The 20739-nt window shown below is 72.7% G+C and carries 15 protein-coding genes and 1 tRNA gene; 5 read left to right on the top strand and 11 right to left on the bottom strand.

The genetic code is table 11. The annotated features are described in order from the left end of the window. Positions 1-62: 62 nt before the first annotated feature. Both AC3ERT_RS07020 and uvrB read right to left on the bottom strand, forming a co-directional pair. The gene (locus AC3ERT_RS07020; protein ID WP_335973561.1) at positions 63-641 is read right to left on the bottom strand and encodes a TerD family protein; all 579 of its coding nucleotides are present in this window, start codon (positions 639-641) and stop codon (positions 63-65) included. 182 nt (positions 642-823) lie between these two features. Then, complete coding sequence (uvrB, locus tag AC3ERT_RS07015) at positions 824-2920, bottom strand: excinuclease ABC subunit UvrB (RefSeq protein ID WP_335973564.1); 2097 nt, start codon at positions 2918-2920, stop codon at positions 824-826. A gap of 141 nt (positions 2921-3061) precedes the next feature. On the opposite strand from uvrB, the gene AC3ERT_RS07010 reads away from it, so the two are divergent. After that, a complete protein-coding gene (locus AC3ERT_RS07010) occupies positions 3062-3589 on the top strand; it encodes a methylated-DNA--[protein]-cysteine S-methyltransferase (protein WP_435173202.1) in 528 nt (175 codons plus the stop codon). Positions 3590-3655: 66 nt separating this feature from the next. Here the strand turns inward: AC3ERT_RS07010 and AC3ERT_RS07005 are convergent, their stop codons facing one another. From AC3ERT_RS07005 to rpsA, 5 genes are all read right to left on the bottom strand, one after another. Continuing rightward, a complete protein-coding gene (locus AC3ERT_RS07005; protein ID WP_435129748.1) occupies positions 3656-4591 on the bottom strand; it encodes a slipin family protein in 936 nt (311 codons plus the stop codon). Between the two features lie 32 nt (positions 4592-4623). Continuing rightward, positions 4624-4989 (bottom strand): tetratricopeptide repeat protein, encoded by a 366-nt coding sequence (locus AC3ERT_RS07000; protein WP_335973576.1) that lies wholly within the window; start codon positions 4987-4989, stop codon positions 4624-4626. A 135-nt stretch (positions 4990-5124) separates the two neighbouring features. After that, positions 5125-5733, bottom strand: a complete 609-nt coding sequence (gene coaE, locus AC3ERT_RS06995; protein WP_435173201.1) for a dephospho-CoA kinase — start codon at positions 5731-5733, stop codon at positions 5125-5127. A gap of 261 nt (positions 5734-5994) precedes the next feature. Next, complete coding sequence (locus tag AC3ERT_RS06990; protein WP_335973584.1) at positions 5995-6930, bottom strand: PAC2 family protein; 936 nt, start codon at positions 6928-6930, stop codon at positions 5995-5997. Positions 6931-7125: 195 nt separating this feature from the next. Then, on the bottom strand, positions 7126-8628 hold the full coding sequence (rpsA, locus tag AC3ERT_RS06985) for a 30S ribosomal protein S1 (protein ID WP_335973589.1): 1503 nt from the start codon (positions 8626-8628) through the stop codon (positions 7126-7128). 293 nt (positions 8629-8921) lie between these two features. Here rpsA and AC3ERT_RS06980 point away from each other — a divergent pair, with 293 nt between their 5' ends. Together AC3ERT_RS06980 and hrpB are read left to right on the top strand one after the other, a co-directional pair. After that, positions 8922-9791, top strand: a complete 870-nt coding sequence (locus tag AC3ERT_RS06980; protein WP_435129755.1) for a class I SAM-dependent methyltransferase — start codon at positions 8922-8924, stop codon at positions 9789-9791. Beyond that, on the top strand, positions 9788-12304 hold the full coding sequence (gene hrpB, locus AC3ERT_RS06975; protein WP_435129758.1) for an ATP-dependent helicase HrpB: 2517 nt from the start codon (positions 9788-9790) through the stop codon (positions 12302-12304). The genes AC3ERT_RS06980 and hrpB overlap by 4 nt, the downstream gene beginning before the upstream one ends. 76 nt (positions 12305-12380) lie before the next feature. Here hrpB and AC3ERT_RS06970 read toward each other — a convergent pair whose 3' ends face one another. Together AC3ERT_RS06970 and polA are read right to left on the bottom strand one after the other, a co-directional pair. Next, positions 12381-13667 (bottom strand): lytic transglycosylase domain-containing protein, encoded by a 1287-nt coding sequence (locus AC3ERT_RS06970; RefSeq protein ID WP_435129761.1) that lies wholly within the window; start codon positions 13665-13667, stop codon positions 12381-12383. Positions 13668-13882: 215 nt separating this feature from the next. Then, on the bottom strand, positions 13883-16549 hold the full coding sequence (gene polA / locus AC3ERT_RS06965; protein ID WP_435129817.1) for a DNA polymerase I: 2667 nt from the start codon (positions 16547-16549) through the stop codon (positions 13883-13885). 269 nt (positions 16550-16818) lie between these two features. Here polA and AC3ERT_RS06960 point away from each other — a divergent pair, with 269 nt between their 5' ends. Next, entirely contained in the window at positions 16819-19104 is a 2286-nt protein-coding gene (locus tag AC3ERT_RS06960; protein ID WP_435173199.1) for an FdhF/YdeP family oxidoreductase, read from the top strand. A 114-nt stretch (positions 19105-19218) separates the two neighbouring features. Next, positions 19219-19707 carry a PaaI family thioesterase gene (locus tag AC3ERT_RS06955; RefSeq protein WP_335973605.1) on the top strand — a complete coding sequence of 163 codons (489 nt, stop codon included), beginning with the start codon at positions 19219-19221 and terminating at the stop codon, positions 19705-19707. A 34-nt stretch (positions 19708-19741) separates the two neighbouring features. On the opposite strand, the gene AC3ERT_RS06950 is transcribed toward AC3ERT_RS06955, so the two are convergent. Then, positions 19742-20491, bottom strand: coding sequence for a transcriptional regulator (locus tag AC3ERT_RS06950; RefSeq protein ID WP_435173198.1), 750 nt, complete (start codon positions 20489-20491; stop codon positions 19742-19744). 107 nt (positions 20492-20598) lie between these two features. After that, positions 20599-20673, bottom strand: a tRNA-Leu gene (locus AC3ERT_RS06945). Positions 20674-20739 lie beyond the last annotated feature (66 nt).

Raw genomic sequence — 20739 nt, 5'->3', positions numbered from 1 at the left:
GTCGTGCCGGTCGTCCGCGCACCGCGGCCCGGTGCTCCGGGGCGCGGCGCGCGGTGTTGCGCCTAGAGGGCGGGAAGGATCGCCGGGATCAGGTCCTGGAACGTCCGGCCGTTCGCCGCGGTGCCGATCGCGGTCATCGACCAGCCGCTCGCGCCGCGCTGCACCTTGGCCATGATCTGCGCGGTGTACGGGCCGCCGCCGGTGAGGGTGTAGCGGGCCAGCTCCTGGCCGTTGGTCTCGTCCACCAGGCGGCAGAACGCGTTCTGCACCTCGGCGAAGGTCTGGCCGGTGAAGGAGTTCACGGTGAAGACGATCTGGTCGACGTGCACCGGGACCCGCTGGAGGTCGACGATGATCGACTCGTCGTCGCCGCCCTGGCCCGCGCCGCCGACGAGATTGTCGCCGGTGTGCCGGACCGAGCCGTCGTCGCTGGTCAGGTGGCGGAAAAACACCACGTCGACCGGCTGCTTGTCGGCGAAGAGGACCGCGGAGGCGTCGAGGTCGATCTCACGGGTGCGGCTGCCGAACAGGCCCCGGCGCGGCGCGGCCTGCCAGCCCAGCCCCATCCTGACCGCGGTCAGCGTCCCCCCGTCAGCCTTGCTCAGGCTGATCTTCTGCCCCTTGGTCATGTTGACCGTCACGCGCTGTCCCCTCTCGCCCGTTGTGTTCGTATCGGTTGGTCCGCGGCTCTGGCACGGAAAGTCGTGTCCGCACCCTAACAAGACGCCGCCGGACCGTATCCCGGTTCGTCGCCGTGGGATTCCGTTTGCCCGCCGGCGCCGCTGCGGCACAACACGGGTGGCCGGGGCCGGTGTTGCCGCGGTTACGCGATCCCCGCCTCCCGCATCTGCCGCAGCTCCTTCTTCAGGTCGCCGAGCTCGTCCCGCAGGCGGGCGGCGACCTCGAACTTCAACTCGCCGGCCGCGGTGTGCATCTGCTCGGTCAGCTCGGCGATGAGGTCGGCCAGCTCCTCGGCGGGCAGCGCGGCCGCCGTCCGCTTCCCGCCGGACTTCGCCCCCAGTGCCGGCACCGGCGCCTTGCCGCGCGAGCGCTGCCGCCCGGAGCCGAGCAGCTCCTGGGTGTCGGCCTCCTCCCGGGCGTAGGCGTCCAGGATGCCGGCGATCTTCTTGCGCAGCGGCTGCGGGTCGATGCCGCGCTCGGTGTTGTACGCGATCTGCTTCTCCCGGCGGCGGTTGGTCTCGTCGATCGCCTTCTCCATCGCCGGGGTGATCCGGTCGGCGTACATGTGCACCTGGCCGGAGACGTTGCGGGCGGCGCGGCCGATGGTCTGGATCAGGGAGGTGCCCGAGCGCAGGAAGCCCTCCTTGTCCGCGTCGAGGATCGCCACCAGCGACACCTCGGGCAGGTCCAGGCCCTCCCGCAGCAGGTTGATGCCGACCAGGACGTCGAACTCGCCGGCCCGCAGCTCCTGGAGCAGCTCCATCCGGCGCAGGGTGTCGATGTCGCTGTGCAGGTACCGCACCTGCACGCCCAGCTCCAGCAGGTAGTCGGTGAGGTCCTCGGCCATCTTCTTGGTGAGGGTGGTGACCAGGACGCGCTCGTCCTTCTCGGCGCGCACCCGGATCTCGTGCACCAGGTCGTCGATCTGGCCCTCGGTGGGCTTGACCACGACCTCGGGGTCGATCAGCCCGGTCGGCCGGATGATCTGCTCCACCACGCCGTCGCCGCGGGAGAGTTCGTACGGCCCCGGGGTCGCCGACAGGTAGACCTTCTGGCCGACCCGGGTCAGGAACTCCTCCCACTTCAGCGGGCGGTTGTCCAGCGCGGAGGGCAGCCGGAAGCCGTGGTCGACGAGGGTGCGCTTGCGGGACGCGTCGCCTTCGTACATCGCGCCGATCTGCGGCACCGTGTTGTGCGACTCGTCGACGACCAGCAGGAAGTCCTCGGGGAAGTAGTCGATGAGGGTGTCCGGCGCGGAGCCGGGGCCGCGGCCGTCGATGTGCCGCGAGTAGTTCTCGATGCCGGAGCAGGTGCCGATCTGGCGCATCATCTCGATGTCGTAGGTGGTGCGCATCCGCAGCCGCTGGGCCTCGAGGAGCTTGCCCTGCCTCTCCAGCAGCGCGAGCTGGTCGGCGAGCTCCGCCTCGATCCCGGCGATGGCCCGCTCCATCCGCTCGGGTCCCGCCACGTAGTGCGTCGCGGGGAAGACGTACACCTGCTCGTCCTCGGTGATCACCTCGCCGGTGAGCGGGTGCAGGGTGTACAGCGCCTCGATCTCGTCGCCGAACATCTCGATGCGGACCGCGAGCTGTTCGTAGACCGGGAAGATCTCGACGGTGTCGCCGCGGACCCGGAAGGTGCCGCGGGTGAACGCCAGGTCGTTGCGCGTGTACTGGATGTCGACGAACTTGCGCAGCAGCTGGTCGCGGTCGATCACGTCGCCGACCTTGAGCCGGACCATGCGGTCGATGTACTCCTGCGGGGTGCCCAGGCCGTAGATGCACGAGACGGAGGCGACCACGACGACGTCCCGGCGGGTGAGCAGCGAGTTCGTCGCCGAGTGGCGCAGCCGCTCCACTTCCTCGTTGATCGACGAGTCCTTCTCAATGTACGTGTCCGTCTGCGGGACGTACGCCTCCGGCTGGTAGTAGTCGTAGTAGGAGACGAAGTACTCGACCGCGTTGTTCGGCAGGAGCTCGCGGAACTCGTTGGCGAGCTGGGCGGCCAGCGTCTTGTTCGGCGCCATCACCAGGGTGGGGCGCTGGAGCCGCTCGATCATCCACGCGGTGGTCGCCGACTTGCCCGTGCCGGTCGCGCCGAGCAGCACCACGTCCTGCTCGCCGGCGCGGATACGGCGTTCGAGGTCGTCGATCGCCGCCGGCTGGTCGCCGCTGGGCTGGTAGGGACTGACGACCTCGAAAGGCGCCACAGTGCGTTCGATGTCTGAAACGGGCCGCATGACACCACCGTACGGCTCCCCTGTGACAATCGGCGCCGCGCTCGCCCCGGCCCACCCCGCGGACCGCTTCTGACCTGCGGTTTCGCGGCGGCAGGGGGCATTCGGGGGGCGTTGTCGGACCCCGGGTCTACCGTGGTGGGCATGGACGAGGTGGCGTGGGTGGTGAAGGAGACGGCGGTGGGGCCGCTGATGGCCGCGTGCAGCGGTCAGGGGCTGGTGCTGGTGGCGTTCCGGGCCGGTCCGCGGACGGTGGCGCGGCAGGTGGCCGCGCTGGAGCGGCGGCTCGGGTGCCCGGTGGTGGAGGACCCGGTGCGCACGGCGCCGGTCTGCGAGCAGCTGGACGCGTACTTCGCGGGGGAGCTGAGGCGGTTCGACCTGCCGCTGGACTGGTCGCTGACCGCGGGGTTCAACCGGCGGGTGCTGCGCGAGCTGGCCACAGGCGTGCCGTACGGGACGGTGGTGGGGTATCAGCACCTGGCCGACCGGGTCGGCGAGCCGGGCGCGGCCCGGGCGGTCGGCGCGGCGATGGGCGCGAACCCGCTGCCGGTGGTCGTGCCCTGCCACCGGGTGGTGGAGAGCGGCGGCGGGATAGGCGGCTTCGGCGGCGGTCTGGAGATCAAGCGGACGCTGCTGGCGCTGGAGGGGGTGCTCCCGGCCCCGCTGTTCTGACGGGTCTCCGGTGGTGTTCCCACGGAACGGGCCGCGCCGCTGCTCTGGCCGGTCGGCGCCGGCGCGCTACTCCCCGGAGGTGCGCGGGTCGGGGATCTGGGGGTGCCCGGCGGCCCGGGGCAGCTCGACCGGCGCGGGCGCGGGTACGTCCGCCCCGGTCCCGCCGCCGGCCTCGGCCGTGGGCTCCGGCTCCTCCTTTGCGCTCTCGGCCTTCGTGCCGTCGCTGCCGGCGGCCTCGCCGGTGCCGGCCGCCGCCCGGTCGAAGAAGCGCAGCATCTCCACCGGGAACGGCATGACGAGCGTGGAGTTCTTCTCCGCGGCGACCTCCACCACGGTCTGCAGCAGCCGCAGTTGCAGGGCGGAGGGGTTGGCGTCCATGGTCTTCGCGGCCTGGGAGAGCTTCTGCGACGCCTGGAGTTCGCCGTCGGCGGTGATGATGCGGGCCCGCCGCTCCCGGTCTGCCTCGGCCTGCCGGGCCATGGACCGCTTCATGGACTCCGGCAGCGCCACGTCCTTGATCTCGACCCGGTCGATGTGCACGCCCCACCCGGTGGCGGGGGTGGCCAGCATCAGCTCCAGGCCCTCGTGCAGGCGCTCCCGGCCGGAGAGCAGGTCGTCCAGCTCGCTCTTGCCGATGATGGACCGCAGCGAGGTCTGCGCGACCTGGAGCATCGCGAACTGGTAGTTCTGCACGTCCACGGTGGCCCGGACCGGGTCGACCACCCGGAAGTACAGCACCGCGTCGACCCGTACCGACACGTTGTCGCGGGTGATGCCGTCCTGCGCGGGCACCGGCAGCGTGATGACCTGCATGTTGACCTTCGTCATACGGTCCACGAAGGGCACCAGCATCCGCGGGCCGGGCTGCTTCGGCAGGGCGCTGACCCGGCCGAAGCGGTAGACCACCCCGCGTTCGTACTGCTTGACCACCTTGACGCTGCTCTTCAGACCGATCAGGCCGACAACGACGAGGATGATCACGAGGACGACGACGGCTTCCATGCCCGGGCCCCTTCTCGAGGTCGGTTCGCGGATCAGTTCGCGTCGAAGCGGGCGGCTGCCAGGTAGTCGGGGCGCGGGTCGAGCGCGGCGGCGAGCCGGAAGTGTCGCTGGGCTTCGGCGGAGCGGTTGGCGCGCTCCAGGGTACGGGCCAGCGCGAAGTGTGCGAAGGCGTTGTCCGGTTCCCGTTCCAGAACAATCTGGAACTCCAGCTCGGCCGGGCGCAGTTGGGCCGCGGCGAAGAACGCGCGGGCCCGCAGCAGCCGGGCCGCGGTGTTCTCCGGGTGCGCTGCGACCAGGGGGTCGAGCAGTTTGACGGCGCCGCGCGGGTCGCGGGCGGAGAGCAGTTGCTCCGCGGCGCGGTAGTCGATGACAAAGGTTTCCGGGGACCGCTCGTGCAAGGCCGCCTCCCTGGAACTCGGGCACGGGGACGACTGATCGTCTGGACAGACATACCCAACACGACCGGCGGCAACCGCATTCCCGGTCCGGCCGGCCCCGGCGCGACCCCGCCCTCGGCCCGCCCCGGGGTGCCGCTACTCCCCCGCCACGGCCGCCCGTGCCCGCAGCTGCTCCCACACCTTCCGCACCTGCGGTTCTAGGTCCGCCAGCGGGCCGTCGTTGTCGATGACGAGGTCCGCGATGGCCAGCCGCTCCTCCCGTGCGGCCTGCGCGGCCATCCGGGAGCGGGCTTCCGGCTCGGCCATGCCGCGCTGCCGTACCAGCCGGTCGAGTTGGGTGGCGGGGGCGGCGTCCACGACGACGATCAGGTCGTAGCGCGGGGCGAGGCCGTTCTCGGTGAGCAGGGGCACGTCGTGCACCACGATCGCGTCCGGCCCGGCGGCCTGCTGGAGTGCGGCGGAGCGCTCGGCGACCAGCGGGTGCACGATCGCGTTGAGCGCCTTGAGGCGGTCGGCGTCGGCGAAGACGATCGCGCCGAGCCTGGGACGGTCCAGGGTGCCGTCGGCGCGCAGCACGTCCGGCCCGAACTCCGCGACGACGGCGGCCAGTCCGGGGGTGCCCGGCTCCACCACCTCGCGGGCGATACGGTCGGCGTCCACCACTGTCGCGCCGTACGACCCCAGCAGCCGGGTCACTTCGCTCTTGCCGGCACCGATGCCGCCGGTCAGCCCCACGTTCAGCATGGCAGCAGCCTAGGCCGTGTCTGACAAATCCCGCCTGGCTGACGGGGTCTGGCACGCACGCTCGCTGCGTTGTCGGTCGTCAGCGCAGCCCGCTGCGCTCTCCTCCCTCCGCCTTGCGATCGCACGCACCAGACCCCGTCAGCCCCCGCCCTTCGGGCGGGACGACGCTACTTGTCAGACACGACCTAGGCCCTGCCGTTCGGCAGGCCCCGGCGGGTCCGGCGGGGCGGTGCGGGCGCCCCGACGGGGTGTCAGCGGGCGTCAGCGGCCGTCGTCTTCGCGGTCGGCGAGGAACCGCTCGAACTCGGCGGCCAGGTCGTCCGCGGTGGGCAGGTCGACCGGCTCGGCGATCAGGCTCTCCCGGCTCTGCGAGCCGGTCACCGCGTCGTACTGGCTCTCCAGGCCCCGCACGACGGAGACGAGTTCGCTGTCGCCCTCGGCGACCTGGCGGTCGATCTCGACGCGGACGGTGTGGGCCTCGCGGCGCAGCGCGTGCGCGACGTCGGGCAGCACCAGGCCGGTGGCGCCGGTGACGGCCTCCAGGACGGCGAGCGCGGCGTCCGGGTAGGGCGAGCGCGCCAGGTAGTGCGGCACGTGGGCGGCGACGCCCAGGACGTCCCGTCCGGCCTCGGCGAGCCGCAGCTCGACCAGGCTGGCGGCGCTGCCGGGGACCTGCGCCTCCTCGAACCAGGCGCGGTGGCCGGGAACCAGGTCCACCCGGTTGCCGTGCGGGGTCAGGCCGACCGGGCGGGTGTGCGGGACGCCCATCGGGATGCCGTGGAAGTTGATGGCCAGGCGCACCCCGAGCCGCTCGACGACCTGGAGCACGGCGGCGCTGAAGCGCTCCCACTCCACGTCCGGTTCGGAGCCGGTGAGCAGCAGGAACGGCGTGCCGGTGGTGTCCCGCACCAGGTACAGGTCGATGCAGGGCGCTTCGTACGACGACCAGTGGTCGCTTTCGAAGGTCATCAGGGGGCGGCGGGCCCGGTAGTCGACCAGCCGGTCGGCGTCGAAGCGCACGACGAGTTGGTTGTCGAGCCGGTCCAGCAGGTGCTGGGCGATCTGCTGGCCGGTCTCGCCGGCGTCCATGTACCCCTCGAAGTAGTAGAGCAGGACGGGTCCGGTGTCGCCGACCGCTTCGTCAACGGCTTCGGCACCGCCCGGTACGTACTCGTAAAGCCCCTGCGGATCGGCCACGGTGATCGTCCTCCCTTGCTCCTCGTGAGCGACAACGAACCGTATCCGCCCGCCATTCCCGCCCGCGCGCCCCGAACCCGTTTTCCGGCCGGTGCACAGGTGTTCACCCCGGGTGTCCGCCCGCCGGAAAGGCGGTGGGCCCGCCCCTCTCCGAGGAGAGGAACGGGCCCACCGGGGAACCTGGAGCGGGGAGCGTCAGCTCTGGCCGCCCGCCAGCTTCTCGCGCAGCGCGGCGAGCGCCTCGTCGGAGGCGAGGGCGCCGCTGTTGTCGTCGGACTCCGAGGAGTACGAACCGCCACCGCCACCGCCGGAGGCCGCCGCCTGGGAGGCGGAACCGGCCTCGGCCGCCGCCTGCTCGTCGGCCTCGCGGGACTTGATGACCTGCGCCTGGTGCTGCTCGAAGCGGGCCTGGGCCGTGGCGTACTGGCCCTCCCACTCCTCGCGCTGCTTGTCGTACCCCTCGAGCCAGTCGTTGGTCTCGGGGTCGAAGCCCTCGGGGTAGATGTAGTTGCCCTGGTCGTCGTAGGACGCGGCCATGCCGTACAGGGTCGGGTCGAACTCGACCGAGGCCGGGTCGGCACCGAAGGACTCGTTGGCCTGCTTGAGGGACAGCGAGATCCGGCGGCGCTCCAGGTCGATGTCGATGACCTTGACGAAGATCTCGTCGTTGACCTGGACGACCTGCTCGGGGATCTCCACGTGGCGCTCGGCCAGCTCGGAGATGTGCACCAGGCCCTCGATGCCCTCGTCCACGCGGACGAACGCACCGAACGGAACGAGCTTGGTGACCTTGCCGGGCACGACCTGCCCGATCTGGTGGGTCCGGGCGAACTGCTGCCACGGGTCTTCCTGGGTCGCCTTCAGCGACAGGGAGACGCGCTCGCGGTCCATGTCGACGTCCAGGACCTCGACCGTGACCTCCTGGCCGACCTCGACGACCTCGGAGGGGTGGTCGATGTGCTTCCAGGACAGCTCGGAGACGTGCACCAGGCCGTCGACCCCGCCGAGGTCCACGAACGCACCGAAGTTGACGATCGAGGAGACGACGCCGGAGCGCACCTGGCCCTTCTGGAGGGTGGTGAGGAAGGTCTGGCGGACCTCGCTCTGGGTCTGCTCCAGCCAGGCGCGGCGGGACAGGACCACGTTGTTGCGGTTCTTGTCCAGCTCGATGATCTTCGCCTCGAGCTCCTTGCCGACGTACGGCTGGAGGTCGCGGACCCGGCGCATCTCGACGAGCGACGCGGGCAGGAAGCCGCGCAGGCCGATGTCGAGGATGAGGCCGCCCTTGACGACCTCGATGACGGTACCGGTGACGATGCCGTCCTCTTCCTTGATCTTCTCGATGGTGCCCCAGGCACGCTCGTACTGGGCGCGCTTCTTCGAGAGGATCAGGCGGCCTTCCTTGTCCTCCTTCTGGAGGACCAGGGCCTCGATCTCGTCGCCGACGGCAACGACCTCGTTGGGGTCGACGTCGTGCTTGATCGACAGCTCGCGGGAGGGGATGACGCCCTCGGTCTTGTAACCGATGTCGAGCAGGACCTCGTCCCGGTCGACCTTCACGATGACGCCGTCGACGATGTCGCCGTCGTTGAAGTACTTGATCGTCTCGTCGATCGCGGCGAGGAAGGCTTCCTCGTTGCCAATGTCGTTGACCGCCACCTGCGGGGTGGTACGAGGGGCCTCGGTGCTGCTCGTCATTAGGGAAAGGACTCCGGTACGGACAGTAAGTCGTAGGTACTGCTACGCCGGGAACCTTTTTCAAGCTGTCGCCCCCACCATGTGAGGGCCCGTGGCCGCTGGGCCGAGGGTTCTGCAACAGTTCGAGCGTGGCCTGCTCCGTCTGAGGCGCGCAGGCTCGCAGCGCAACTTGTAGCATACGGGGGCAGCCGGGCACGGTCAATGCGCGAAGAGGCACAGCAGGCGCATAACGGACCCGACCGACGCAAACCCGCCACCTGCCGGTCCTCTGAGAGAGTACGACGACTGCCGCGATGATCCAAGGACCCGAGATCCAGGGACCCGAACCCGAAGCGACCCGGCGCACCGCGGGCAGCACGGAGAGCAGCCGGGCGAACCGCCGCTGGTGGGACCGCAACGCCGACGACTACCAGCGCGAGCACGGCGACTTCCTCGGCGACGGCCGCTTCGTGTGGGGCCCGGAGGGCCTGGACGAGGCCGAGGCCGCGCTGCTCGGCCCGGCCGCCGGCCTGAAGGGCCTGGACGTGCTGGAGGTCGGCGCGGGCGCCGCCCAGTGCTCCCGCTGGCTGGCCGCCCGCGGCGCCCGGCCGGTCGCGCTCGACCTGTCCCACCGCCAGCTCCAGCACGCCCGCCGCATCGACCTGGAGGCGGGGGATGCAGTTGCAGACGGCCCCGCCGCGGCGGCCCCGGCCGCAGCGCCCGCCCTGGTGCAGGCCGACGCGGGCGCGCTGCCCTTCGCCGACGCCTCCTTCGACCTGGTCTGCTCCGCCTACGGCGCGCTGCCCTTCATCGCCGACACCGCCCGCGTGCACCGCGAGGTGGCCCGGGTGCTGCGGCCCGGCGGCCGCTGGGTGTTCTCCGTGACGCACCCGGTGCGCTGGGCCTTCCCCGACGAGCCGGGCCCCGAGGGCCTGACCGCCGTCGCCTCCTACTTCGACCGCACCCCCTACGTCGAGCAGGACGACCGGGGGCTGGCCGTCTACGTCGAGCACCACCGCACCCTTGGCGACCGGGTGCGGGAGATCACCGCCGCCGGGCTGCGCCTGGTCGACCTGGTCGAACCCGAGTGGCCGGACTGGAACGGGCAGGAGTGGGGCGGCTGGTCCCCGCTGCGCGGACGGCTGCTGCCCGGCACCGCGGTCTTCGTCTGCCTCGCGCCGTGATCCGGCCGCGGCCCGAGGGCCTGGCCCTGCCGGTCGCGACGGTCGTGCCCGCGCTGCTGGCCGCGCTGCGGGAGCGGGGCCGCGCGGTGCTGGCCGCGCCGCCCGGCACCGGCAAGACCACGCTCGTCCCGCTGCTGCTGGCCGCGGAGTCCACCGGCCGGGTGCTGGTGGCCGAGCCGCGGCGGATGGCCGCGCGGGCCGCCGCCCGGCGGATGGCGTGGCTGCTGGGCGAGGAGGTCGGCGGCACCGTCGGCTTCACGGTGCGCGGCGAGCGGCGGGTGTCGGCGGCGACCGCGGTGGAAGTGGTCACCACCGGAGTGCTGCTCCAGCGGCTGCAACGCGACCCGGAACTGGCCGGGGTCGGCACGGTGATGCTCGACGAGTGCCACGAACGGCACCTCGACGCCGACACCGCGACGGCCTTCCTGCTGGACGTACGCTCCGTGCTGCGCCCGGAACTGCGGCTGCTGGCGGCGTCCGCCACGACCGACACGGCGGCGTGGGCGGAACTGCTGGACGGCCCGGTGATCGAGGCCGAGGGGGTCCTGCACCCGGTCGCGGTGCGGTGGGCGCCGCCGCCCCGCCCGCCGCGGCCCCCGCACAGCGGTGGTCCGTCCGCCGCGAGCAGGGGCCGGGTGGACCCGGCGCTGCTGGAGCACGTGGCCGCCACGGTGCGGCGGGCGCTGCGCGAGCAGGACGGCGACGTGCTGTGCTTCCTGCCCGGCGCGGGCGAGATCGCCCGGGTCGCCGGGATGCTCGGCACCGACGGGCCGACCGAGGTGCTCCAGGTGTACGGCCGCGCGCCCGCCGCCGTACAGGACGCGGCGCTGCGGCCCGGGGAGCGCCGCCGGGTGCTGCTGGCCACCTCCGTGGCCGAGTCGAGCCTGACCGTGCCCGGGGTGCGGGTCGTGGTCGACTGCGGGCTGGCCCGGGAGCCGCGGATGGACCACGCCCGCGGCCTGGGCACCCTGACCACGGTGCGGGTCTCCCGCGCCGCCGCCGAGCAGCGGGCCGGCCGCGCCGGGCGGGAGGCGCCCGGCACCGTCTACCGCTGCTGGGCCGAGGCCGAGCACGCCCGGCTGCCGCGGCTGCCCGCGCCCGAGATCGCGCTGGCCGACCTGACCGCGTTCGCGCTCCAGGCCGCCTGCTGGGGTGCGCCGGACGCCGAGGGGCTCGCCCTGCTCGACGCTCCCCCGCCCGGCGCGCTCGCCGCGGCCCGCGCCACCCTGCACGGGCTCGGCGCCGTGGACGGTGCCGGCCGCGCCACCGACCGCGGCCGGCGGCTCGCCCTGCTCGGGCTGCACCCCCGGCTGGGCCGCGCCCTGCTGGACGCCGCCCCCGAGGCGGGCGCCGCGCGGGCCGCGGAGGTCACCGCCCTGCTGTCCGAGGAACTCCCCGGCTCCTACGGCTCCGACCTGACCGCCGCCTGGCACCGGGCCGGCCGCGGCGGCGACCCCTATGCCCGGCGCTGGCGCGCCGAGGCCCGCCGCCTTGAGGCCGCCCTGCGCTCCGCACTGCCGCGCGGCGGCCAGGCGGCCGACCCGCCCGCGGGCGGCGGGCGGCTGTCCGACGACGCGGTGGCCGGGCTGGTCGCCGCGCTGGCGTTTCCCGAACGGGTCGCGCGGCGCCGCGGCCCGGGCGCCTACCTCATGGCCGGCGGTACCGCGGCCGAGGTCGGCGGCGGCATCGGCGAGGCGGAGTGGGTCGCCGTCGCGGTCGCCGACCGGGGCGCGGGCCGGGCCGGTGCGCGGGTGCGGGTCGCGGCCGTCATCGACGAGGGCATCGCCCGGCAGGCGGCGGGCGGCGTCCTGGAGTCGTACGAGGAGGTGCGGTGGCGCGACGGCGACGTGGTCGCGCGCCGCGTGGAACGGCTGGGCGCGATCGAGTTGGGCACCGCGCCGCTGCGCCGCCCCGAGCCGTCCTTGCTGCGGGCCGCGCTCCTGGAGGGGCTGCGGGCCGAGGGCACGGGGCTGCTGCGCTGGTCGCGCGAGGCGGCGGGCCTGCGGCAGCGGATGGCGTTCGCGCACCGGGTGCTGGGCGGGACGTGGCCGGACGTGGCCGAACAGGCCCTGCTGGAGCGGGCACCGGAGTGGCTGGGCCCCGAGCTGGCCGCCGCCCGGCGCCGCGCCGACCTCGAACGCGCCGACGCCGGGGCGGCGTTGCAGCGGCTGCTGCCCTGGGCGACCGGCGAGGCGGCGCGCTTCGCCGAGCTGGTGCCCGAGCGGATCGCGGTGCCGACCGGGTCGAAGATCCGCGTCGACTACAGCGGTGAGCAGCCCGTACTGGCGGTCAAGCTCCAGGAGTTGTTCGGACTGCGGCAGACCCCGCAGGTGGCCGGGGTGCCGGTGCTGGTGCACCTGCTGTCCCCGGCCGGGCGGCCGGCCGCGGTCACGGCCGACCTCGCGTCCTTCTGGCGCGAGGGGTACCGGGCGGTGCGGGCGGAGTTGCGCGGGCGCTACCCGCGCCACTCCTGGCCGCAGGACCCGACGGCGGCGCCGCCCACCCGGCGCTGAGGAGCCGCGCCCGCGGTACGAGCCCAGCGCGCCTCACACTGACGCCTTACGAGCCGGCCGCTTACGGGTCGGCGGCTTACGAGCTGAGTGCTGCGCCCGTGGCCGTGCCCGCCGTGTCGGTGGGGTCGGGGGTCGCCGAGGGGGAGGTACCGTCCGAGCTGCCGGAGTCGTCGCTGCCGCACGTGGGGTCGGGCGTGGGCGAGTCGGTCGGCGAGTCGGTCGGGCTCGCGGTGGCGGAGTCCGTCGGCGTCGGGGTGTCCGTGGTGCAGCCCGGGTCCGTCGGGGTGCTGCTGGTGGGCGGCGTGGTGGGCGAGGTCGACGGGTCGCTACTGGTGGGCGGGGTGGTGGACGCGCCGCCGCTCGGGCTGGTCGTCGGGCTGGAGGACGCCGGGGAGCTGGGTGCCACGGTGCCGCTGACGCTCTTCGTCGGGGACGGCGACGGCGAGGCGGTGCCCGAGGCGGACGGCGTCGGGGTGGCCGTCTTGCTCGGGGAGGGCGTCGGGGACGTCGACGGGCTGAGCGCGGGGCTGGCCGAACCCGACCGGTCCGGCACCGTGACGGTGCCGCCCTGCCGGAAGTGCTCGTACCAGGCCATCACCAGGTTCAGGTAGTCCTGCGAGTGGTTGTAGCCGAGGATCGCCCGGTCCATGTCGGCGGGCACCGCCAGGTCCCGGCCGTCGGCGCACAGGTAGTGCGCGGCGGCGAGCGCCGCGTCGTAGATGTTGTTCGGGTCGCTCACCCCGTCGCCGTTGCCGTCCGCACCCCAGGTGCGCCAGGTGGACGGGATGAACTGCATCGGCCCGACGGCCCGGTCGTGCACCGCGTCCCCGTCGTACTTGCCGTTGTCGGTGTCGGAGATGTTCGCGAAGCCGTCGCCGTTGAGCACCGGGCCGAGGATCGGCTTGTACGTGGTGCCGTTGGCGTCGACCGCGCCGCCGCGGGCCTGCCCCGACTCCACCTGGCCGATCGCGGCGAGCAGTTGCCACGGCAGGTGGCAGCCCGGGTCGGACTCCGCGACCGACGCCTGCGCGCGCTGGTAGGCCGCGAGCACCGTCGTCGGCAGGCTCGCGCCGCCGGACACCGTCACGTCCGTGTCCGTGCCGGTGCCGGTGGGCGAGGCGACCGGGCCCTGCGGGCTGCTCAGCGGCGGGAGTTCGGTGACGTACGGGGAGTCGCCGTCGATCGAGCCGTCCGGAGTGGTGCTCGCCTGGGACTGCTGCTGGTCCTGCGCGGCGGCATGGGCGACCTGGATCAGGCCGGGGGCCTGCGAGGCGCCCAGCGCCGCCATGGCCGCGGCGGCCACCACGGTGCCCGCCGCTCCCCTACGAACCCTCTTGCTGGTGCCGAAGCGCCGCGCTGCCATATCGGCGTCCCTCCCCGAAAGCGATATGTGAGCCTGTCCCGGCTCCACAACTCGCACGACCCTACGGCAACTTCAGCCCCGCGACCATGGCCCGTCGGTGAATCCACAGCGTCCGGGAGCTGTCGTGCGGTGTGCTCCCGGACCCGCGAGGCCCCTTCCGGCGGCCCCCATCCCGGGCGCCCCCGGGCGCCCCGGCCGCCCCCGGCCGCTTCCCCCTAGTGCGCGGCCGACTCCCAGTCCGGGCCCGAGCCCACGGAGACGTCCAGCGGCGCACGCAGCGGGTACGCGGTGGACATCTCGTGCCGCACCAGCGCCTCCACCTGCTCGCGTTCGCCCGGAGCGACCTCCACCACGATTTCGTCGTGCACCTGGAGCAGCATGCGCGAGGCCAACTGCCGGTCGGTGAGGGCCTGGTCGACCCGGAGCATCGCGATCTTGACGATGTCCGCGGCCGACCCCTGGATCGGCGCGTTCAGCGCCATGCGCTCGGCCATCTCCCGGCGCTGCCGGTTGTCGCTGTTGAGGTCGGGCAGATAGCGGCGGCGGCCGAGCAGCGTCTCGGTGTACCCGGTGCCGCGGGCCTCCTCCACCGCGCGGCGCAGATAGTCCCGCACCCCGCCGAACCGCTCGAAGTACGTCTCCATCAGCGCCCGCGCCTCGGCCGCCTCGATCCCGAGCTGCTGGGACAGCCCGAACGCCGACAGCCCGTACGCCAACCCGTACGACATCGCCTTGATCTTGCGGCGCATCTCGGCGTCGACCTTGTCGCGCGGCACCGAGAAGACCTGCGAGCCGACCGTGGTGTGCAGGTCCTCGCCGGAGGTGAACGCCGCGATCAGCCCGTCGTCCTCCGACAGGTGCGCCATCACCCGCAGTTCGATCTGGCTGTAGTCGGCCGTCAGCAGCGAGTCGTACCCCTCGCCGACGACGAAGCCCCGGCGGATCGCCCGGCCCTCGTCGGTACGCACCGGCACGTTCTGCAGATTGGGGTCCGTGGAGGACAGCCGGCCGGTCGCCGCGACGATCTGGCTGAACGTGGTGTGGATACGGCCCTCGGGCGCGATCGTCTTGACCAGGCCCTCGACGGTGACCCGCAGCTTCGCCTGCTCCCGGTGGCGCAGCATGATCACCGGCAGCTCGTGGTCGGTCTGCCCGGCCAGCCACGCCAGCGCGTCGGCGTCGGTGGTGTAACCGGTCTTCGTCTTCTTCGTCCTGGGCAGGCCCAGCTCGCCGAAGAGCACCTCCTGGAGCTGCTTGGGCGAGCCGAGGTTGAACTCGTGGCCCACCGAGGCGTGCGCCTCCTCGACCGCGTGCCGCACCGCGGCGGCGAACTGCTGCTCCAGCCCCTCCAGATGGGCCCGGTCCGCGGCGATCCCGGCCCGCTCCATCTTCGCCAGCAGCGCCGACGTCGGCAGCTCCACATCCCGCAGCAGCTCCGCGGCGCCCACCTCCGGCAGCCGCTGCCCGAACACCTCGCCCAGGTCCAGCACGGTCCGCGCCTGCACCATCAGCGCCTCGGCGGCGGCCGACTCCCCGTCGTCCTCCTCGCCGAACGCCAACTGGCCGCCGTCCGAGGCAGCCGGTGCCAGCTCACGGCCCAGATACTCCACCGACAGCACGTCCAGCGCGAACGACCGGCGGCCCGGCTTGATCAGATACGCCGCCAGCGCCGTGTCCATCCCGACACCCGCCAGCTGCCAGCCGTGCTCGGCGAAGACCCGCATCGCGTTCTTCGCGTTGTGCACCACCTTGGGGCGCGCCGGATCGGCCAGCCACTGCGCGAACGCCTTCTCGTCCGCCCCGTCCAACTGCGCCGGGTCGAACCACGCCGCGTCCTCCCCCGCCGCCAGCGCGAGTTGGCTGACCGCACCGGACCCCAGCGCCCAGGTGTCCACGCTCGCCAGCCCCACCGGGCCCCCGGCGTGCCCCTCCAACCAGCCCGGCAGCTCACCCGCCGACAGCACCACACCCTCGACCGCCACCCCCTCGGCGATCTCCGCCTCCTCCGCGGCCGCGCCCGGGTCGGCCGCGAACAGCCGCTCCCGGAAGTTCGGGTTGCGGAACTCCAGCGCGTCCAGCACCTGGCCGAGCGACTCGCGGTCGTACGGCTCCCGGCCCAACCCGTCCGCGCTCGCCGGCAGCGCCACGTCCCGCACCATCTCGGTCAGCCGCCGGTTCAGCTTCACCGCGTCCAGGTGGGCCCGCAGGTTCTCGCCCGCCTTGCCCTTCACCTCGTCCACCCGCGCGCACAGCTCCGCGAACGAGCCGAACTGCATGATCCACTTGGCCGCGGTCTTCTCGCCGACACCGGGGATGCCCGGCAGGTTGTCCGACGGGTCGCCGCGCAGCGCCGCGAAGTCCGGGTACTGCGCGGGGGTCAGGCCGTACCGCTCCTCGACCTTCGCCGGGGTGTAGCGGGTCAGCTCCGAGACGCCCTTCGTCGGATACAGCACCGTGACGTGGTCCGAGACGAGCTGGAAGGCGTCCCGGTCACCGGTGACGATCAGCACCTCGTAACCCAGCGCCTCCGCCTGCGTGGCCAAAGTGGCGATGATGTCATCGGCCTCGAAGCCCTCCACCGCGAAGCGCGGCACCACCATCGCGTCCAGCAGCTCCCCGATCAGCGCGACCTGCGAGCTGAACTCGTCCGGCGTCTTCGAACGGGTCGCCTTGTACTCCGGGTACTCGTCGAACCGCCAGGTCTTGCGGGACACGTCGAACGCCACCGCCAGATGCGTGGGCTGCTCGTCGCGCAGCGTGTTCGCCAGCATCGACGCGAACCCGTACACCGCGTTCGTCGGCTGCCCCGTGACCGTGTTGAAGTTCTCCACGGGCAGCGCGTAGAACGCCCGGTACGCCAGCGAATGCCCATCGAGCAGCATCAGCCGCGGTCGGTCGGTCGTCGTCTTCGATCCGGATACTTTCTCAGCCACATCCCGATCCTCCCACGCCCCACCGACATTTTTTCTTGCCGCCGGTTCGCCTCCGGGCGCTTTAACCCGGTGTCGACGGTCGATCATGCTCGACCCCTCGTTCCTCGGGGACTCCGCGTGTTCTCCCTTTCGACACCGGCGCGCCCTTCGGCTCACCGGCTACCACGGGCGGGCCGGACCGCAAGCGCTCGAAGGTGAGCAGGTGGGAGGATGGGGGCATGGCGAAGAAGCCCCCTGGTGGTGACCCCGTACAGGACGCGCCGGATGTCGGTGCGCCCAAGCACGCTGCCGCGGGGCTGACCGCGGTCGCGAAGAGCATGAGGATCGCCGACGCGCAGATGGGCGCGCGGCGGACCGCACTGACCTTGCTGAAGGTCAACCAGAAGAACGGCTTCGACTGCCCGGGCTGCGCGTGGCCCGAGGGCGAGCGCCGCCACACGTTCGAGTTCTGCGAGAACGGCGCCAAGGCCGTCGCGGAGGAGGCGACGCTGCGCCGGGTCACCCCGGATTTCTTCGCCGCCCACCCCGTCTCGGAACTGGCGCGCCGCAGCGGCTACTGGCTCGGCCAGCAGGGCCGGATCACCCAGCCGATGTACCTGCCCGAAGGCGCCGACCACTACGAAGCGGTCCCCTGGGAGCGGGCGTTCGAGATCATCGCCGGCGAACTGACCGCCCTGGACAGCCCCGACGAGGCCGTCTTCTACACCTCCGGCCGCACCAGCAACGAAGCCGCCTTCCTCTTCCAGCTCTTCGCCCGCGCCTACGGCACCAACAACCTCCCCGACTGCTCCAACATGTGCCACGAGTCCTCCGGCTCCGCGCTGACCGAGACCCTCGGCGTCGGCAAGGGCAGCGTGCTCCTGGAAGACCTCCACCGCGCCGAACTCATCATCGTCGCCGGCCAGAACCCCGGCACCAACCACCCGCGGATGCTCTCCGCACTGGAGAAGGCGAAGCACGGCGGCGCCCGCATCGTCACCGTCAACCCGCTCGCCGAAGCCGGCACCGAACGCTTCAAGAACCCGCAGACCGCCACCGGACTGGCCGGGCGCGGCACCGCGCTGTCCGACCTGCACCTGCCCATCCGGCTCGGCGGCGACCAGGCCCTCTTCCGCGCCCTGGGCCGCCTCCTGATCGAGGACGACGCCCTCGACCACGAATTCATCGCCACCCACACCCACGGCTACCAGGAGTACGAAGCCGCCGCCCGCGCCGCCGACTGGGCCGAGGTCGAACGCGCCACCGGCCTGACCCGCGCCGAGATCGAGGAACTGCACACCCTCGTACGCGGCGCCAGGAGCGTCGTCGTGTGCTGGGCCATGGGCCTGACCCAGCACAAGCACGCCGTCCCCACCATCCGCGAGGTCGTCAACTTCCTGCTGCTCGGCGGCAACGTCGGCCGCCCCGGCGCCGGCGTCTGCCCCGTCCGCGGCCACTCCAACGTCCAGGGCGACCGCACCATGGGCATCTTCGAACGCCCCGCGCCCGCCTTCCTCGACTCCCTGGAACGGGAGTTCGGCTTCGCGCCGCCCCGCCACCACGGCTACGACGTCGTCCGCGCCATCCGCGCCCTGCGCGACGGCACCGCCAAGGTCTTCCTCGCCATGGGCGGCAACTTCGTCGCCGCCTCCCCCGACACCGACGTCACCGAAGCGGCCGTCCGCAACGCCCGGTTGACCGTCCACGTCTCCACCAAACTCAACCGCTCGCACACCGTCACCGGCGCCCGCGCGCTGATCCTGCCCACCCTCGGCCGCACCGAGAAGGACCGGCAGGCCGGCGGCGACCAGTTCGTCACCGTCGAGGACTCCATGGGCATGGTGCACGCCTCCCGCGGCAACCTGCCCCCCGCCTCACCCCGGCTGCTCTCCGAACCGGCCATCGTCAGCCGCCTCGCCCGCGCGGTGCTCGGCCCCCGGCACGGCATCCCCTGGGCCGACTTCGAAGCCGACTACGACCAGATCCGCGACCGCATCTCCCGCGTCGTCCCCGGCTTCGACGACTTCAACACCCGCGTCCGCCGCCCCGGCGGCTTCACCCTGCCGCACGCGCCGCGCGACAGCCGCACCTTCCCCACCGCCACCGGCAAGGCCAACTTCACCGCCGCGCCCCTGGAGTACCCCGAGGTCCCCGCCGGGCGGCTGCTGCTCCAGACACTGCGCTCGCACGACCAGTACAACACCACCATCTACGGCCTCGACGACCGCTACCGCGGCATCCGGAACGGCCGCCGCGTCGTCCTCGTCCACCCCGACGACGCCGCCGCGGCCGGCCTCGCCGACGGCGACTACGCCGACCTCGTCGGCGAGTGGACCGACGGCACCGAGCGCCGCGCCGACGGTTTCCGCGTCGTGCACTACCCCACCCCCCGCGGGTGCGCCGCCGCGTACTACCCCGAGACCAATGTGCTGGTCCCGCTCGACCACACCGCCGACACCAGCAACACCCCGGCGTCGAAGTCCGTGGTGATCCGGCTCGAACCGCACCGGCCGGACCGGCCCTGACCCCCGGCGGGACGGCGGGTCCGACCGGCCCTTACCCTCGATCTGCGCGCCGGCCGCACCGGCCGTCCCGCGCCTCCCGACCGCACCACCACCGGCAGAACGGAGCCGACCCGCATGGGCGAGCAGACCCCCACCCAGTTCTCCCCGGAGACCCTGGCGCAGTACGCCGGGCTCGGCATCGACCTGCCGTCGTTCTTCTCGGCCGGGCCGCTCGGCGGGCGGATGGGCATCCAGATCGTCGAGGCCACGTCCGAGAAGGTGGTGGGCACCATGCCCGTCGAGGGCAACACGCAGCCGTACGGGCTGCTGCACGGCGGGGCGTCCGCGGTGCTGGCGGAGACGCTGGGGTCGGTCGGGGCGATGCTGCACGGGGGGCCGAGCAAGATCGCGGTCGGGGTGGACCTCAATGCGACGCATCACCGCAGTGTGCGCAGTGGGAGCGTGACGGGGACGGCGACGCCGGTGCACCGGGGGCGGTCCTCGGCCAGCTACGAGATCGTCATCACCGACGACGCCAGCGGCAAGCGGGTCTGCACCGCGCGCCTCACCTGCATGCTGCGCCCCGCCTCCCCGCCCCAGCCCGCCCCCACCGCCACCGCCTGAGCGCCCCCGGCCGGCCCCGCACCGGGACGGCCGCTCAGTGCTTGGGGCCGACGTGGCGGTCCATGAGCGCGACGGCCTCCCGGCGGGCGATCGAGATGTTCGCCGCCCCGCCCCGGCGGCGGCTCTCGGTCCAGGTGACGCCGACGGCGTCCAGCGTGTCGGTGAAGAGGGCCCGGATGTCGGCCGAGGTGTTGGTGAAGAAGTACCGCGGATACTCGTAGCGCTTCGGCCGGCCGCCGATCGTGCGGACGGTCCAGTTGGTGATCCGGCAGCCGTCGGAGTGGATCAGGCCGCGTACGAACTCCCACGGACACGCGTCCACCCTCTCCTGCTGCCAGGGAGCGAGCGCGATGCTCCGCTCGTGCTTGCGGCCCGGGCCGTGCTGAGGGAAGACGGCCGGCCACTGCTTGCTCAGCGACGTGACCTGGACGCAGCCCTGTTGCTGCACCCGGAAGACGGGGCCTTCCGGGCGGACGGCGCGGATCGCGGCCTCGCAGGCGTCGATGAGCCCCGGCCACGCGTTGCCGCACGCGATGCGCAGCGCGTACACGCCGCGGCCGTTGCCGCTGAGGCAGCCGTCGCCGAGGTAGAGGCCGAGCAGGTAGGGATAGGCGGGGCCGTCCGTGCGCAGCGACGCGGTGCCGCGGCTGACCGGCTCGATGCCGTGGTCGCGCCAACTCCGCAGTGCGGCACGCGATATGCCGGTGGAGCGGCTCACGGAGTTCAGGCTGCGGCCGGTGGCCATCTCCGCCAGCGCGTGGCGTCGCGTCGCGGAATCGTACATACGAACCATGATCGACACATGATCCGACGGAGGGAATGCCCGCCGGGGATGTTCACCCGGTCGGAGTAGGTCCCACGAGTGCGTCAGCCTTCGATTCGAAGGTAAAGTGCCCCGAGTCGGACTCGAACCGACACTGTATGGGTTTTGAATCCATTGCCTGCTGCCAATTGGGCTACCGGGGCCTTCAAAACAGAGGTCAGCCTACCACCTCCGTGTTCAAACTCTACCCGAGCTAGGTAGGCTCAGGT

Source organism: Actinacidiphila sp. bgisy145 (genome assembly GCF_057708125.1).
The sequence above is the reverse complement of the archived record's forward strand: the minus strand, read 5'-3'. Positions and strand labels throughout refer to the sequence as shown.

Bases quoted from the DNA above. Each gene is read 5' to 3' on its own strand.
- AC3ERT_RS06950 (WP_435173198.1), bottom strand. From the start codon at position 20,491: ATGTACGATTCCGCGACGCGACGCCACGCGCTGGCGGAGATGGCCACC.
- uvrB (WP_335973564.1), bottom strand. From the start codon at position 2,920: ATGCGGCCCGTTTCAGACATCGAACGCACTGTGGCGCCTTTCGAGGTC.
- AC3ERT_RS06980 (WP_435129755.1), top strand. From the start codon at position 8,922: ATGATCCAAGGACCCGAGATCCAGGGACCCGAACCCGAAGCGACCCGG.
- coaE (WP_435173201.1), bottom strand. From the start codon at position 5,733: ATGCTGAACGTGGGGCTGACCGGCGGCATCGGTGCCGGCAAGAGCGAA.
- AC3ERT_RS07010 (WP_435173202.1), top strand. From the start codon at position 3,062: ATGGACGAGGTGGCGTGGGTGGTGAAGGAGACGGCGGTGGGGCCGCTG.
- AC3ERT_RS06970 (WP_435129761.1), bottom strand. From the start codon at position 13,667: ATGGCAGCGCGGCGCTTCGGCACCAGCAAGAGGGTTCGTAGGGGAGCG.
- polA (WP_435129817.1), bottom strand. From the start codon at position 16,549: ATGCTGCTCGATGGGCATTCGCTGGCGTACCGGGCGTTCTACGCGCTG.
- AC3ERT_RS07005 (WP_435129748.1), bottom strand. From the start codon at position 4,591: ATGGAAGCCGTCGTCGTCCTCGTGATCATCCTCGTCGTTGTCGGCCTG.
- AC3ERT_RS06955 (WP_335973605.1), top strand. From the start codon at position 19,219: ATGGGCGAGCAGACCCCCACCCAGTTCTCCCCGGAGACCCTGGCGCAG.
- rpsA (WP_335973589.1), bottom strand. From the start codon at position 8,628: ATGACGAGCAGCACCGAGGCCCCTCGTACCACCCCGCAGGTGGCGGTC.
- AC3ERT_RS06960 (WP_435173199.1), top strand. From the start codon at position 16,819: ATGGCGAAGAAGCCCCCTGGTGGTGACCCCGTACAGGACGCGCCGGAT.